15 protein-coding genes are annotated in these 14,949 nt (G+C 38.9%); 8 read left to right on the top strand and 7 right to left on the bottom strand.

The window, feature by feature from the left end:
• Positions 1–29 precede the first annotated feature (29 nt).
• Complete coding sequence (locus CHU92_RS04325) at positions 30–383, bottom strand: helix-turn-helix domain-containing protein (RefSeq protein WP_094412968.1); 354 nt, start codon at positions 381–383, stop codon at positions 30–32.
• 433 nt (positions 384–816) lie between these two features.
• Between CHU92_RS04325 and CHU92_RS04320 the strand changes: the two genes are divergently transcribed.
• The 3 genes from CHU92_RS04320 (at position 817) to CHU92_RS04310 (ending at position 3,135) form a co-directional block, all read left to right on the top strand.
• A complete protein-coding gene (locus CHU92_RS04320; protein WP_129583006.1) occupies positions 817–1,878 on the top strand; it encodes a hypothetical protein in 1,062 nt (353 codons plus the stop codon).
• Entirely contained in the window at positions 1,875–2,318 is a 444-nt protein-coding gene (locus CHU92_RS04315) for a hypothetical protein (protein WP_094412964.1), read from the top strand. The genes CHU92_RS04320 and CHU92_RS04315 overlap by 4 nt, the downstream gene beginning before the upstream one ends.
• A 172-nt stretch (positions 2,319–2,490) precedes the next feature.
• Positions 2,491–3,135, top strand: a complete 645-nt coding sequence (locus CHU92_RS04310; protein ID WP_094412962.1) for a hypothetical protein — start codon at positions 2,491–2,493, stop codon at positions 3,133–3,135.
• 87 nt (positions 3,136–3,222) lie between these two features.
• Here CHU92_RS04310 and CHU92_RS04305 read toward each other — a convergent pair whose 3' ends face one another.
• On the bottom strand, positions 3,223–4,101 hold the full coding sequence (locus CHU92_RS04305) for a hypothetical protein (protein ID WP_094412960.1): 879 nt from the start codon (positions 4,099–4,101) through the stop codon (positions 3,223–3,225).
• Positions 4,102–4,145: 44 nt separating this feature from the next.
• On the opposite strand from CHU92_RS04305, the gene CHU92_RS04300 reads away from it, so the two are divergent.
• Both CHU92_RS04300 and CHU92_RS04295 read left to right on the top strand, forming a co-directional pair.
• Positions 4,146–4,505, top strand: coding sequence for a TM2 domain-containing protein (locus tag CHU92_RS04300; protein WP_094412957.1), 360 nt, complete (start codon positions 4,146–4,148; stop codon positions 4,503–4,505).
• A 22-nt stretch (positions 4,506–4,527) separates the two neighbouring features.
• Entirely contained in the window at positions 4,528–4,842 is a 315-nt protein-coding gene (locus CHU92_RS04295) for a DUF2752 domain-containing protein (protein WP_094412955.1), read from the top strand.
• 80 nt (positions 4,843–4,922) lie between these two features.
• Here the strand turns inward: CHU92_RS04295 and CHU92_RS04290 are convergent, their stop codons facing one another.
• Entirely contained in the window at positions 4,923–5,525 is a 603-nt protein-coding gene (locus CHU92_RS04290; RefSeq protein ID WP_094412953.1) for a CDP-alcohol phosphatidyltransferase family protein, read from the bottom strand.
• A 25-nt stretch (positions 5,526–5,550) separates the two neighbouring features.
• Positions 5,551–6,201 carry an LA_2272 family surface repeat-containing protein gene (locus CHU92_RS04285; RefSeq protein WP_094412951.1) on the bottom strand — a complete coding sequence of 217 codons (651 nt, stop codon included), beginning with the start codon at positions 6,199–6,201 and terminating at the stop codon, positions 5,551–5,553.
• Positions 6,202–6,307: 106 nt separating this feature from the next.
• Here CHU92_RS04285 and CHU92_RS04280 point away from each other — a divergent pair, with 106 nt between their 5' ends.
• From CHU92_RS04280 to rpe, 3 genes are all read left to right on the top strand, one after another.
• Positions 6,308–7,261 (top strand): hypothetical protein, encoded by a 954-nt coding sequence (locus CHU92_RS04280; protein WP_094412949.1) that lies wholly within the window; start codon positions 6,308–6,310, stop codon positions 7,259–7,261.
• 134 nt (positions 7,262–7,395) lie between these two features.
• Complete coding sequence (locus CHU92_RS04275) at positions 7,396–8,259, top strand: sigma-70 family RNA polymerase sigma factor (protein WP_020212501.1); 864 nt, start codon at positions 7,396–7,398, stop codon at positions 8,257–8,259.
• Positions 8,260–8,506: 247 nt separating this feature from the next.
• Positions 8,507–9,169, top strand: a complete 663-nt coding sequence (gene rpe / locus CHU92_RS04270; RefSeq protein ID WP_094412947.1) for a ribulose-phosphate 3-epimerase — start codon at positions 8,507–8,509, stop codon at positions 9,167–9,169.
• A gap of 78 nt (positions 9,170–9,247) precedes the next feature.
• On the opposite strand, the gene CHU92_RS04265 is transcribed toward rpe, so the two are convergent.
• Genes CHU92_RS04265 through porU form a run of 3 tightly spaced genes read right to left on the bottom strand, consistent with a single transcriptional unit; the run spans position 9,248 to position 14,782 of the window.
• The gene (locus CHU92_RS04265; protein ID WP_094412944.1) at positions 9,248–9,730 is read right to left on the bottom strand and encodes a cytidine deaminase; all 483 of its coding nucleotides are present in this window, start codon (positions 9,728–9,730) and stop codon (positions 9,248–9,250) included.
• A 3-nt stretch (positions 9,731–9,733) separates the two neighbouring features.
• Positions 9,734–10,909 (bottom strand): type IX secretion system outer membrane channel protein PorV, encoded by a 1,176-nt coding sequence (gene porV, locus CHU92_RS04260; RefSeq protein ID WP_094412942.1) that lies wholly within the window; start codon positions 10,907–10,909, stop codon positions 9,734–9,736.
• A 39-nt stretch (positions 10,910–10,948) separates the two neighbouring features.
• Positions 10,949–14,782, bottom strand: coding sequence for a type IX secretion system sortase PorU (porU, locus tag CHU92_RS04255; RefSeq protein ID WP_317044673.1), 3,834 nt, complete (start codon positions 14,780–14,782; stop codon positions 10,949–10,951).
• Between the last annotated feature and the right edge of the window lie 167 nt (positions 14,783–14,949).

Raw genomic sequence — 14,949 nt, 5'->3', positions numbered from 1 at the left:
GCACTAAAGAAATTTAATAAAATAAAAGTTTAAACCACTTCTTTATCTAAAATATTTCTCAGATACATTATTTCATCTTTTAATGTCGCAATATGTTCCTTATCTGCATTGATAATTGTGTTAATAGTATCTACATTATAAGCATGAGAACTTTCACTATTTTGTTGATTAATTACTTTTTGCGTCTTTTCGCCGATTAGCTCAGCTACCGTTGTCTTCAAAATGTCTGCAATTTGTATTAATCTAATAATACTTATTCTTTCATCTTGCTTTTCTAATCTGGCATAACTAGGTTGTGTAATTCCAAGTTCTAAAGCTAAATTTTCTTGAGAATATCCGAGTTGCTCTCTCAAATTACGAATTCTATTTCCTATGTTATTCATGATTTATATAATTTATAGCAAAAATAAATATTTTATTTAAATATTCTATCATATATTTTTTTATTTTAATATAGTTTAGCTGTTGTAATTTTAAACTTGTTAAAATATGAAAAAATTATGTTTAGTTTTGCTCTTGAGCGTTATGTCAGTTTCTCCTATTCTTGCTAATACATGGGTAGTAGCATCTAACACTTGTCAGAATAGGATTAGTTTCTTTGGTCTTTTGACAGTTTGGTCAGGTAGAATTACTTACGTTGAGTATGATAATTTCGGAAGGCCTACTGGAAATACAAGAACTGAACGATGCACTACAGACGGTAACTGGGACTGGGCATGGTAACAAGAAAAGGCTACCTCTAAAAAGGTAGCCTCATTTAATTATAATTAATAAAAAATCTAAATGTTTCACTTATAATCTATCAAACTTATAGAAATGCATAAATATTTATTGTTGTTGATTTCAGGGTTTGTTTATTCGCAATCGATCACTTTAAAAATTATTTCAAGCAGGGATGAGTTACCTATAGAAGGGACATTAATCTATAATGAAAATGTTTTTTTGGGTGAAACTAATAGCAAGGGAGAATTTACGTTAGCGAGGTCATTTGACAAATTAAAAATTATAAAGGAAGGTTATGATGATCTTGAATTAGTAAAAGATGATGTAGAAAATTGGAATGGTATAATAAAGCTTAATCCAATAGCGCTGATTGAATTAGAGGAACTTATTTTAACTAATATAAGTGAAAATCCCTTGTCTGTTCTGAGAAAAGTCAAAGAATCCAGATATAAGCAATTCCCTAAACCTTCTAATTATTTTCATTCAAAAGTTGAATTCAAATGCGAAGATCAAACTATTTTTTCTTTTAACAATGTAATTTTCCTGTCTGAAAGTTTACAAGTTAATAACAAGAATAGGATAATTTATGCAGGTAAAAAAAAAACTGATTACAAAAATAACCTGATTGAAGTATTTGAAATATATGAAAAAGAATGCCAAATACCCGTAACAACAAGTATTTATTGCAGTTTAGGCTTTCATGAAATCTCACCCGTTTTTGAAGGTAATCTCTATAATTATGAATTAGAGAAAACAGCTGATTTTTTTGTATTGCGATTTACGCCTAAAAAGAAAAATGCTAAACTTTTGTATAAAGGATATTTTATAATTGACAAATCAGATTATGGGATTATAGAATTACATATTAGCTTAGCAAATAGTAAAAACAACTTCTGGACTATTAACTCTTATAAAACAGACCAAAAAACCAAGTATACCTTTCAAATTATGGAAGATACTTTTATGTTCAAGTTTTCAAAGTCGGATAATAATTATTTTTTAGAAAGCAGTAGCAGGAATATGACTTGTATCCAAAAAGAAGGGAATCATATTGGAAAACAATTTAGCTTCAACTTTTACAATGAAGAAACTGTAAGCCACAGTGGTTTAGAGTTTAAGGAATATGATTTTATTAATAATACATTTAAAAAATGAAAAAAATCATCTATATATTAATAGCTCTTGTCGCTGCAGTTTTTGTCATACAAATCGTCAGATTTAACTATCAGGGCAGAAAAGCGAGAAACTTTGAATACGTTAATATTGAAAATAAAAAATTGAAACTTAAAAATGTTTTTGATAAAAAAACAGAAAAGTATTTATTATACATACTTCCTGAATGTGAAAGCTGTATTACTAAAATTGAAGAACTGGTAAAAACTAAAGCTAATGAAGCACAAATTATTGTAATTTCTGCTGGTCTTTCTAATTTCGATTATGAACAATACTATTTAAACAAACTTGAAAATAAAGATGTCACATTTTTAATTGATGTTAAAAACAATTTTTACAGAGATTTTGGTTTAGGATTTGTAGAGGAATTTCCAACAGTTATCATGTATAATAAAGAAAAAAATACATTCAAACGGATTTAAAGCATATAGATAATCTTATAAGTAATTACTAAACTATTGCCTTATCCCTACTCATATACTTCCCCCCTGCTTCCGCAAAGAGGCAGGGTTATTTTATTTAGCTGCAAAAGCCTTATAATATGAAATCCTGACGTTAAATAAATAATAGTGATATTTGTGTTAAAATTTTTTCATGAAATATCTCCTTTTTATTATTGGCATTACGGTTTATAGCTGCAATACAAAACCTGCTACGGCTGAAAAACCCGGAAATAAGTTCATAACTCCAAAAATGCTTTCAATAGCAGGAGATTTTGATGGGGACGGAAAATGCGATAGTTTAAAACAGTTTTTAGCCGGCCGCAACGGAACACAAGTGACAAAGCTTCCTGCATTTGAAAAAGAGGCATGGGAAGAAATCGTTAAGTACTACAGCGAACAAAGCTATTACACGGTGGTAGTAATAAATGATAAAGCTGTTAAACCGCTTACTTTCGATAATGCACAAGGTTTATATTGCTTAATTAATGTAGGTGACCTTAACGGGGATAAACGTGATGAGATAGCCATAGTGCCAGACCTGCTGGATTTTAGCCGGCATAACCATTGCCATATTTACAGCCTGTGTGTAACCGGATGGAAAAGCTTGTTTTCTTTTAACATACATGAAGGTGCCTTTGACTACATAGGCAACACGGAACCAATATTTAATGAAATACCTGAGGCGCTGGAGTTACGAGGTAAGAAATGGCACTTTTATGATTATTTAGATATGGAATATAAAACTCCCGAAGAAGTGGGCCAAATGAAAGAACTTATTGTACCGCTATGTCACTAAACTATTGTCTTTTTCCAGACTAATACTTAAACCGCTTCCTCTTTGCAAAAGCAGGGTTTTTAAGAAAATCTTCTAAAGATAAATAAGCTACTCTTTTCTTTTTACCAGCGTTATAGATGCGCTTTCGTTCTGCTTAAGATTACTTGTAAGTTCCACAGTTTTATGATTATCAATAACCCTTATCATAGCCGTATTAGGAGCAACCGTACCCTCGTTCAATGCGCTTATCTGGAAGGTCGTGGTTTTAGTCATGTCTATCTTTATAACCCTTTTTTTATTGCTTACCTGATACTCCCCAAGTATAAGTTCTCCGTTTTGGCGGAGGTTAATCTTGTCGCCATCTTCTTTACCCGCATCCCAAATTTCAAGTAATACAGTATCGGAATCTACAAATACATTAAGATTTTGATTCTTTATCAAGTTGTTCACTTTAAGGCTATCCAGTATGGCAACAGGGTTAACTTTCCGCTTGGTTTCTTCGTCTACTTTACCCGAACGCTGAATTTTCTTATTGAGCTTGTTAATAGCCTTATATACTTTTGCACTGCCTATAAGGGTAATTGTACCATCAATACACTTAGTGTTATTCTTAAAAAGCCCTTTAAAATCACCTTCCATTGTGCTGTTATCATTGACAAGCTTCACTTTCCCCGTGAAATTAATAAAGCAGAACATATCATCACTTATTGGAGACTTAGTGTAGAGTATATCTTTTTCTTTAAACGTAAATTCTTTGGTCTTCTTATTATAATAACCAGATATTAAGTTTTTTGTTTCATGATTGCCGCCAAGGTCTGTAACTGAGTATCCGTTAATTTTTCCATCCTGTTCTGTAAACACAAGCCTATAGGTAATAATGGTCTTATCATCACCGTTCAGTTTAACGCCTCCGTAGTATTCATATTTTTCTTGTGAATAAATTGTTAAAGAAAATATAAAGAAAGTTAAAAACACTTTGATTTTCATAAAAAGTTTTTTGTAAATTTGGCGTAAACTTAAAACATTTTTCCATGAAATTAAAACTATTATTTACACTATTTGCTGTAATGATGATGTCAGTAACAGCTGTGTATGCGTCTTTCCCGGTGCAAAGAACTACTACTAACAGCGTAACGGTTGTTGAGGAACAACAGGATGAGCTTTCATCTCCCGCAGCTGCCGCAAGCGGAAAAAGCCAGGTTATTGCGCTTATTCTTTGTGCACTTATTGGTGGCCTTGGTATCCACCGTTTTTACTTAGGCTACACCTGGCAGGGTATTGTTCAGCTACTAACCTTTGGTGGTTGCGGTGTTTGGGCGATTATTGACCTTATCCGAATCATTACAGGAGATTTACAGCCTAAAAACGGAAAGTATTCAAAAACACTATAAAGCTAACACCTCATTGTAAGTAATGATCAGAAAGTTTGTTTTTTATACAAGGGTTTGGGTTACATTACTAGCGCCGTTTGTACTGTTGCTGCTCCCGGCCGATTTTTTTGATAAAGGTGAAAGTATCTGCTTATCTAAAATGATTGCGGGTGTGGAATGTTATGCCTGCGGGATGACAAGGGCCATAATGCATTTTATTCATTTTGAATTTAAAGAGGCATGGGCCTTTAACAAACTATCATTTATAGTAGTGCCGCTTCTGTTCCCTTTATGGCTGAAGGCAGTATATGAAGTACAGGGCAAACAAATGCCCGGCCTCTTAGGAAAACTAACTTAGCATTAATTACAAATAAATAACAGATTGAACCAACCCTGCCCAAAAGGCAGGGTTTTTATGTCAAACAAAATCCCTCATCTTTATCCATTAAAAATCTTATACCGCTTTATAGATTTTCCCTGCCGTATCTGCCAGGCGTGCCAGGCACTCGGCACATCATGTGTCCATTTGGGGAGCAAGAGTATAATGAAATAGACATCAATATGTGAAATTACCCCGAAGGTTACTGCCAGTGCAAAGGGCAACCCTGCGTGGCCAAAACCTAAAATGGAAACAAAGGCAATAAATAAGGTAATCCCCCATAACTTTGAAAGCAGCGCATGTGTACAGGTCTCTTTGCCAAACTTCAGGATACTGAAAACATACGTAAGGCCTTCCATAATAAAGATTGTGACAACAGCATACGTATTTTCCAGTATAATTTCCGGATGCAGCAGCCAGGAACACCAACCGGCACACAACCAGAATATAAGGTCTGCCTGGCTGTCCATACGGCGTAACTTTTCGGTAGAAACCCTATACATCCTGGCATAGATACCATCAAAAATATCAGATAAAATACCCAGGGACAATAGCGTCAAAAGCAGTAGCCTTACTTGACCATGGTAAAAATAAGTTAGGCAAATCATTAATGGCCCCAGAAGTAACCGAAACCCTATGAGTAGCAGTGGGAGGTTTTTCATATTTTAGGATTAAAATTATACCCCATTACCAGTTAAAAAAAGGTAATGACCGTTTGTTGTTTATGTTCCACAAACCTATTTGAAGGCCTTTTGTCTTCTTTGCAATATTTAGTAAACCTATCTGTAAACCGCTTACTACCTCACCCCTGTTCATAGCTCCTATCTGTAAACCGTTAATTTGGCCACCATTGTTAAACGGCGCAATGAAAAGCCCGTAACCTTTTCCTGTTTCAAGGTTTAACCCTGCTATATGGATGCCATTCATCAGGCTGCCTGAATTAAATAACCCGGTAACACTTATACCTCTTACCTTCACCGCAACATTAAATGCTGATATACTCAGCCCGTTTATTGAGCCCTGGCCTAAAAAACCCCCTGTTGATAAATGCAGCCCATTAACAACAACACTCGCATTTTCATCAGCTTTAGGAACTCCGGGCGCTAAAAATATAACTGCTGTTAGCGGATTTGCCTCAAGGTTAATACCGTTTACTACTACAGTAGCTTTTTCATTTTTAAAATTATGGCCTAACTCAAAAGCCAATCCATTCACAATTGATACATCTTTTGAAATAGGTGAAAAGCTAAACAACCTTTCCTTACCTGCTCCGGCCTCATTTTGTGCCAACGTATTATAACCTGTAAGGCATAATACAATTAAAATTTTGATTTTCATACTATGTAATTAAATTATATTAACATGTCAAAGCTATTGCGATAAGCCCAACTATATTTGTGTTAATAAATTAATATAAACAGTATATTTGTGTTTTTCGCAAATTATGGATAATCAGGAGATATTGCTGAGGGCTATACGGCAGCAAGTAGGGAACGCATCGATAATAGACGCGGTAGCAGCCGTACTCAGCATCAGTTATGATGCAGCCCACCGGCGGGTAGCACAAAAAAGCAAATTTTCTATTGAGGAAGCTATAGCGCTATGCAGGCATTATGGCTTATCAATGGACAAGCTTTTTGCCGGTGCCAAAAATGTAGTAGTCGAAAAAACTTCTGAAATACGTACACTGGAAGATATGGCAGGATATTTTAAGCAGTCGGCGGAAAAGCTGAGTATTTATGCAGGCCATCCGGATGCTAAAATGTATTACTCCGCCAAAGACATCCCTTTGTTCCATACTATAGGCGGCACACTGCTCTCAAAGTTCAAGTTGTACGTATGGATAAATCTCCTTGCGGGGACGCAAAATCAGGACAGTTTTGAAAACTTCACGGTGCAGCAGTCATTACAAGAGCATAGCCTGAAACTGAAATCAGTTTATGATGCTATAGAAATCAACGAAATATGGAATGACACCACCATAAACAGCAGCCTGCGGCAAATACTGTATTTTTTTGAGTCAGGCCTGCTATCACTGCAAAATGCCCAATACTTGTGCGAAGACCTGCGCACCATACTACACACAGCCGAAGACCGCTGCTGCAACGGAGCATCGCGGTACCACCTTTACTATAATGAACTGCTTATATTAAATAATAATGTGCTACTTACAGCGCCTGAAAAACAATCCCTTTTTGTACCCTATACCATGCTGGGTTATTTTATAACTTCCGATACCGGCACCTGTGCCAGTGCACTGGGCTTCTTCAGGCACCAGATAAAGAATTCCAAATCACTGAATGAATCCGGCACACGTGACCGCAAGCTTTTTTTCAACAGGGCACATCAAAAGATAGATTACTACGTGCGGCGTATACAGGATAAAATGAATTTTTAGCCCTGAAACCAACAATGTACACAAATAATTTACTGGCAGTTATGTTAAATTTAAAAGTAACGTAACTTTATTGTAACTTTTTACGTTCTCTGTACGTATAATATCTGAATACTAAATCCCTCAGGAAATTTTACATGAGACAATTAAAAATAACCAAGCAGGTAACCAACAGGGAAACTGCTTCACTGGACAAGTACCTCCAGGAGATTGGCAAAGTTGATTTGATAACAGCGGATGAGGAGGTAGAACTGGCACAACGCATTAAAGCGGGCGACCAGAGGGCACTTGAAAAACTGACAAAAGCCAACCTGCGCTTTGTGGTATCAGTGGCTAAGCAATACCAAAACCAGGGCCTTACACTACCTGACCTTATAAATGAAGGCAACCTTGGCCTTATAAAAGCGGCACAACGTTTTGACGAGACACGTGGCTTCAAATTTATTTCCTATGCCGTATGGTGGATCCGCCAGTCAATACTACAGGCACTTGCCGAGCAGTCGCGTATTGTACGCCTTCCGCTCAACAAGATTGGCTCCATCAATAAAATAAACAAGATGTACGCGCTTCTTGAGCAGTCCAACGAACGTGCCCCTTCCGCAGAAGAAATTGCGAAAGAGCTGGACATGACCGTGAATGATGTAAAAGAAAGCATGAAAAACAGTGGCCGCCATCTTTCGATGGATGCCCCGCTTGTTGAAGGAGAAGACTCTAACCTATATGACGTTTTACGCTCAGGCGAATCTCCAAATCCGGACAGGGAACTTATACATGAATCGCTGCGCACTGAGATTGAGAGGGCACTTGAAACCCTTACGCCACGTGAGGCTGATGTAGTACGCCTTTACTTCGGGTTGGGAGACCAGCACCCTATGACACTTGAGGAAATCGGCGAAACATTTGACCTTACCCGCGAACGTGTGCGCCAGATTAAAGAAAAAGCAATAAGGAGGTTAAAGCATACCTCCCGAAGCAAAATTCTTAAGACCTACTTAGGATAACATAAATATTGCTAAAAATTAACAATGTAGTTTTGTATTTTAAATTTATGTTGTATTTTGGCGGTATAAATATTGCATTATCTTAGATATAATACTATAAAAGCACCTACAGTTCAATAACTGTTCGTTTTTTGATTGATGATTGAAACTCCGGCTGATTACCGGAGTTTTTTATTTATTCAAAGCGGGCATTCCATTTGTCACTTGATTATGAAAAACTATCTTTGTACAGCAACACAACTTTACAATGAATAATAAACTTATTGCGCCTTCAGTACTTTCGGCAGATTTTGGCAACCTGCAGCGTGACATTGAAATGATTAATAACAGCGAAGCCGACTGGTTTCATATTGATATAATGGACGGGGTATTCGTGCCGAATATTTCATTTGGTATGCCCGTACTGCAAGCTATAAGCAGACACGCAAACAAACTGTTGGATGTACACCTGATGATTATAAATCCTGACCAGTACATAAAGACATTTGCACAACTTGGCGCTGGTAGCCTAACGGTGCATTACGAGGCCTGCACACACCTGCACCGAACCCTTCAGGCTATAAAAGCAGAAGGCATGAAAGCCGGTATTGCTATCAATCCGCATACTAACGTAAACCTTCTTGAAGACGTTATAAATGACACTGACCTGGTTTGTATGATGAGTGTTAACCCGGGTTTCGGCGGACAATCATTTATTGAACGGACTTATGACAAGGTCAGCAAGCTCAAAGAAATCATAGTGCGGAACAGCGCCCCTACCCTGATAGAGATAGACGGAGGCGTATCTGATAAGAATGCGAGACAATTGGTTGAAGCCGGTGCTGATGTGCTGGTAGCCGGTAATTTTGTTTTCAGCGCAAAAGATCCTATAGCAACAATAGCTCAGTTAAAAAATATTGTATCGCATTAAGTACACAGAAAATTTATAGTAATCATAAAGATATACTTAAGCCGAGAGGCCTGAAAAAACAGGATTGTGTAATAAATACTACAAGAAGTTCCTGTCGAACACCAGCGGTAAGAGGCTTTTTAAAGAATCAGCTTTTAAAACATTTCCTTCCTGCCCCATGAAATAAATTTCGATAGGATGCTCCTGCTTCAATTCGTACTCTGCTATGGCCTGCCTGCAAGAACCGCATGGCGGAATAGGAGAATCCACTACTTTATCATCAGATGCCGCCGATATGGCCATCCTTACTATCGTTGCGCCCGGGTACACGGCCCCTGCATGAAAAACGGCAACGCGTTCAGCACAAAGCCCTGACGGATAAGCTGCGTTTTCCTGGTTGTTACCCTGAACAATAACACCATTATCAAGCTCAAGTGCAACACCAACCCTAAACCTTGAATAGGGTGCGTAAGCATTAGCACGGGCCACTACAGCCTGCCGCATAAGGTTCTTTATGTTTTCCGGAAGTTCTTCTGCTGAGCTGAATACCGTAAACGATGCCGTTATACTTATTTTCTCCATCTACTAATATTCATCATACTTTTCACCAAAATTAAAGGTTAGCGAAAAGCGTAGTGTGTTTTCAAGAGGGTTCCTTACCTGTGACGCTGAGAAGAGATAGGAAACATCAATTTTAACAATAGTATATTTAAAGCCTGCTCCTAGCGAAAAGAACCTCCTTGCCCCTTTATCCTTGCTTTCGTTAAAGTAACCAAGGCGGAAAGCAAAGGAGTCCTGGTATAAATATTCTGCACCCAGCGAATAAGTGAATTCTTTAAGTTCTTCGCTAAAACCGTCCGGCGCATCACCAAAGGACTGGAATACACCAGACACCCAGTTGATATTCTGGTATTCTTCATTAATAATTGCCCTGTCGGCAGCATCAATTTCTCCATCCCCATTCTTATCTTCAAGTTTTTGCGGGGTAGGCACCAGCAGCTTGGTAGCTTCAACGCTTACACCTACTTTATTATATTCATCAAATATAAAATCAAAACCACCCCCGATCCTCATATTTGCGGGCAAAAAATTTGAACTGAGCTCCGGATCATTATCATAGCTTATTTTAGGGCCAAGATTTTGAAAATTAAACCCAAACCTGTAACGCCCGTTGAAATCATCATAAGCCTCTTCTTCTGACTGGTAATAACCGGCAACATCAAAAGCAAAGGAACCTGCCCCCCTTGCATCGGTACTTCCTTCGGTAGGAATCCTTAAATTAGAACGGATATATCTTCCTGCTACAGCCATAGAAAACCTTTCGCTTAGCTTAAGTGAATAAGCAAGGTCTATGGCAAATTCATTGGGCCTCACCTCGTTAAGTATCTGCCCTGTATTATCTGTAAGCTGTATGTCGCCAAGTCCAAAATACCTAAGGCTGGCAGCAAAAGCGCTCCTTTCGTTAAACCTGTTGTAGTAATTTAGCTGGCCCAGTGAAATATCATTTGTTATGCTTGTAAGATATGGTGTATAACTTACCCCCACACCTTGCTGGTCCAGCGCGAACGAGTATTTTGCAGGATTCCACTGCATTGAGTAGACATCAGAAGATGTTGCAACTCCCTGGTCTGCCAGGCCGGCTGCCCTGGCGTCCGCGGCTATTAATAAAAATGGTACTCCTGTGGTAATAACCCGGTCATTCTGAGCCTTCACAAACTGAATGCCCAGCAGGCATACGGCAGCTAAAACAATTTTCTTCATTCTTTTTCGGAATTTTTGGATAACAAATATAGTATTTTATTACAGCAATACAAGTTTCTCGTATTTTTCGGCTGTTTTATTGGTTGTTGACGATCTTACGGTGAGTTTATAGATATATACCCCTTTACCTATCCTGTCGCCAAAATCATCACGGCCATCCCATTTAATCTGACGGCACAAAAACCCGTCAGTGGTTACTGACTGGTTTATGGTTTTTACTACCTTACCGGTAACAGTAAGTACCTGCACCTGAACGTCAAGCGGCTCAAAAGGCCTGTTATGTGTAAACCAAAATTCGGTATAGCTAACAAAAGGATTAGGATAATTAAGGACTTTTTCTATATACATATCCTGGCTGTTTACAACCACAAACTGTATGTCGGCAGTTACCAGGTTATTGTAAACATCCCATGCTTTAAAAGTAAGGGTGTGGAGGCCGGGGCTAAGATTATTGAACGGGAACCTGAGGTTACCTTTTGTATAATTATCAAGGGTAGTTTCATAATAATCGTTTAGCACAAACGGGTTGGTCTCATCACCATCGAGTATAGCTATGATATCATGCCCTATGCCACTTGCCGTGTTTATACCGTTTTCATCTTCAATAAATGCCAGGAATATGGGTGACTGGTTAGTTATCCCTCCCGATATAAACGTTTCATCGTTCATATACAGCCGTACTTTGGGAGGCGTATTATCTATAGCTGCGTTAGGGTTAATACCGCCAATTTTAATGGTATTGTTAAAGCCGTTTTGGTCTTCCAGTACGTTGTTCCTTTTTGCGTAAAAACTTATCCGCCCTTCTCCAACAGGTATACGTATGTCCCTTGGAACTACAAACCCGAATTCAAACTGGCCATTAGTTACGGTCGCATTGCCCCTGAATATGGTTTCGCCCAGTACATTAAAGTTATAGGTAGGGCCTATACCATCGTTCCTTAATGTCTGCCTGCTTACAGGCTTATCAAAAACAGAAACCGCAAGTTCGCCATTATAGTTGTTCATAGGATTACCTGCTTCATCGGTTACCTGACCGCCGAGTTTGACATAAGACAACGACTTGAGTATTTCAGTGGAAGATCCGGCAGGAACATCATTAATTTCGGTGAGTACAATGTTAGGTTTAGGTATAGCCAGCTTAAGAGCCGGGTCGCCCACAAATGCAATTACCCTGAAACCTTCCGAATTCTGAGCCTTAGTCTGGCGCAAGGCTTCCGCCATGGAAGGATAATCACCGGGAAGTGTTGGATTGAAATTGTAAAGCCTACGCGATAAAAATTCGTTAGAAGTAAAGGCATCACTGATAAATATGCCCCTTGTGGTTGTAATCATGGCAATAGCGCCACCATTAGGGTTCCAGTACAGGTATTCGCCGGTAGTAGGCCTGTAGGGGTTATCAAATTTTGTCAGTTCGCAGGTAGCTGTAATAAAAAGGGGGTATTTATATTTATTATTAAGGTTCTGAGCATCAGTTCTTTCAAATATCCTTTCACTGGACATGCCGTCTTCACCACCATGACCAAGGTAGTTTACAACCAGTGTCCCAAAGTTGATAGCCCTGATAATCTGGTCTTTTGCTTCAGGGTAGCGCTCGCCGCCAGAGGATGCCTGCTGTACATAAGAGTCCGTGTAAATTTTCCGGATATTGATAAACTTCCTGTTTTGGGATAATTCTGTTGCCAGGTTTTCCATGGTCTGTACAAAATTTACATCAGAAGAAGCATCAATATCATCTGTTATAATCACATACTCATTACGCCACCTGCCATAAGCCTGCTCAGATTTATATTCAATCACTTTATCAACCATCTGGTTGGCCAGCGACATATTATTCACAAGCATACGCCCCACTGCAATATCAGGTAATTCGCCGGATGTGGTCATCCTGCCTTCGTTAGGGTCCATTAATACGAAGAAATCATCTGATGCAAAAGTGGTTACTATGCTGTAATTGTCAAAACCCGAAGGCCTGTAGGCGTGGAATATCGGGACGATATTAGTATTATTTGGGATACGGTCTTTAAAATCAAACGAGGCATCACCAAAAAGATTAACGTACTTTACACGGTTTTCGGGTGAAGAAGCGTTATTGTACACGTATTTAATAAAATTCCGGATGGCTGCAATATCCTGCTTACCTGACGAAAATTCCTGATAGATGCTTTCGAGGCTGATTACCTTTACCCGTAATTGTGAATCTGCCCTGTGGAAATTGGCCAGTCTTTCGGCGGCTGAGGCCAGTGAAGCAGGAGTAACAATTATATAATCAACATCCTGGAACTGCCCCTGGGCATTCCTGAAAACAGTCCCTTTCAGGTCCTGGTTAGCTACCCGCGCATTTGGCTCCCGCAGTGGCGTATAGAAATCGCCATTAAGACGGGTTATGTATTGCTTTACCTCGCCCATTGGAGCTTTAAAAGAAAACTGTGCCTGCCCGGTGTTGACAGTTTTTGTAACATTATAGATGTCTGTAATATCCCAAACCTCTGCAATACCCGCCGCGTTGGTAAACTGGTATTCGATAATGCCTATGTTGGTAGCGGCATCATTGTAACGGAAACGGAATTGCCTGCCGTTACCTTTAAGAAAGCGTTTTGCACGTACTATAATGTAATCAAGCCATGCGTTTGACCCCGGTATGCCCGCATTATTATAGATAAGGTTAATATTTAGGGAGCCTGAGGTAGTGGCAGCAGTCCCTGTGAACATTGCATCACGTGCGGCTGAATAAGTAGCCGGTGGTGTAAATAACAAATTCCCTATAGGCGTACCATTTGCTTTAACCTCCATAGTTGAGTTAGCCACGGCGTTTGAAGCAGCGCTAACAGTAACCCGTACATCGCCGGGAGCTAAATCAGGTATATTAAAGTCAAAATCCCTTTCATTCTCCACATTAAATTCTTCACCGTGCCATTTCCTGCCGAGCCTGGCTATATTTACCCTGTCACGCTCATAAAACTGGTATTCATCAAATATATTTGTAGTTATTGTAGCGGAGCCTGTTGGCTGCACCATATTGGCTATCCTTTTTCCGGGCCCGCCGTATGATGTTATATAGTAATAGGACCTGTTAGCATAAAGATTATTGTGGGTACCGTTTTCCTCGCTCCAGTTATCGACACCTTCGGCATAAAACAGTATGTAGTCGCCCCCATCAAAAGAGCCGTCTTCTTCACCAATAAACTGTATGGCATTTTCAGCCAGGTCAGCCGGATAATCGGCACTGTTGAGCAACGGTACCATACGCCCTCCGTTGCCAAAAATTTTAATATTCCTGGGGTCAACATTTACATTGAAGCCTAATTGTTGTAAAAAGCTCCTGTTAACAATATATATACCCGAACGCTCCACATAAAACCTGTGCCACTCCCCTGTGGCAAGCACAGAATTTGTGATTGTATTAAAACTGTTTGCGGTTCTTTCCGCGGAAAAACCTGTAGAATATGAATAACTAAATGATTTTAGACGCTTAAACCCGGCACCATCCTTTACTATGGAAGCCATAGTGAGTATACCTCTCCAGTTACCTCGTTCACGGGCACTTGAGAGTTTTGCATTTACTGTAGCCGGAACGGCAGCGGGTGAAAGTTCCCCTAGCTGTGCCGCGGATATATTTTCATAAGCAATATTAGTTATAACCAGGGAATTTTCACTCACCGGCCCCTGGGCAGGAAAGTTCATAATAAAGTTGAGGGACCTGTTATCAGCATTAAAACTCATGTTTTCTGCCTGGAATTGCGGCATTATTATAGTAGTTTCACCTACTGATGACTTAACATTGTCAATCCAGTTAAGCACAACAGAACCTCCCTGCTGCCCATAGGACAGCGACGAAAGCAGCAATATTAATAAAAGTAACTTGTATCTCATCATCAGAAAAAACGCAGATACCTGCATTATATTACCCGGCCATATAAAAAACTTTTATGCCCGGTGCAATATTAGTTTAAATTACACGTTTCTAAAAAACACATGTAACCAAATTTTGGAATTTTATTAAAAAATCAATAGCGTCCTAAACAATAAAAAAAAGAATGGTT

The sequence above is a fragment of the Flavobacterium cyanobacteriorum genome (assembly GCF_002251835.1).
GTDB classification, from domain to species: Bacteria; Bacteroidota; Bacteroidia; order Flavobacteriales; family Flavobacteriaceae; genus Flavobacterium; species Flavobacterium cyanobacteriorum.
This window is presented reverse-complemented; position numbering and strand designations above follow the sequence as displayed.

Coding starts and splice junctions, on each gene's coding strand:
- CHU92_RS04325 (WP_094412968.1), bottom strand. CDS start 383: ATGAATAACATAGGAAATAGAATTCGTAATTTGAGAGAGCAACTCGGA.
- CHU92_RS04320 (WP_129583006.1), top strand. CDS start 817: ATGCATAAATATTTATTGTTGTTGATTTCAGGGTTTGTTTATTCGCAA.
- CHU92_RS04305 (WP_094412960.1), bottom strand. CDS start 4,101: ATGAAAATCAAAGTGTTTTTAACTTTCTTTATATTTTCTTTAACAATT.
- CHU92_RS04300 (WP_094412957.1), top strand. CDS start 4,146: ATGAAATTAAAACTATTATTTACACTATTTGCTGTAATGATGATGTCA.
- CHU92_RS04315 (WP_094412964.1), top strand. CDS start 1,875: ATGAAAAAAATCATCTATATATTAATAGCTCTTGTCGCTGCAGTTTTT.
- porU (WP_317044673.1), bottom strand. CDS start 14,782: ATGATGAGATACAAGTTACTTTTATTAATATTGCTGCTTTCGTCGCTG.
- CHU92_RS04265 (WP_094412944.1), bottom strand. CDS start 9,730: ATGGAGAAAATAAGTATAACGGCATCGTTTACGGTATTCAGCTCAGCA.
- CHU92_RS04280 (WP_094412949.1), top strand. CDS start 6,308: ATGGATAATCAGGAGATATTGCTGAGGGCTATACGGCAGCAAGTAGGG.
- CHU92_RS04290 (WP_094412953.1), bottom strand. CDS start 5,525: ATGAAAAACCTCCCACTGCTACTCATAGGGTTTCGGTTACTTCTGGGG.
- CHU92_RS04285 (WP_094412951.1), bottom strand. CDS start 6,201: ATGAAAATCAAAATTTTAATTGTATTATGCCTTACAGGTTATAATACG.
- rpe (WP_094412947.1), top strand. CDS start 8,507: ATGAATAATAAACTTATTGCGCCTTCAGTACTTTCGGCAGATTTTGGC.
- CHU92_RS04295 (WP_094412955.1), top strand. CDS start 4,528: ATGATCAGAAAGTTTGTTTTTTATACAAGGGTTTGGGTTACATTACTA.
- CHU92_RS04310 (WP_094412962.1), top strand. CDS start 2,491: ATGAAATATCTCCTTTTTATTATTGGCATTACGGTTTATAGCTGCAAT.
- CHU92_RS04275 (WP_020212501.1), top strand. CDS start 7,396: ATGAGACAATTAAAAATAACCAAGCAGGTAACCAACAGGGAAACTGCT.
- porV (WP_094412942.1), bottom strand. CDS start 10,909: ATGAAGAAAATTGTTTTAGCTGCCGTATGCCTGCTGGGCATTCAGTTT.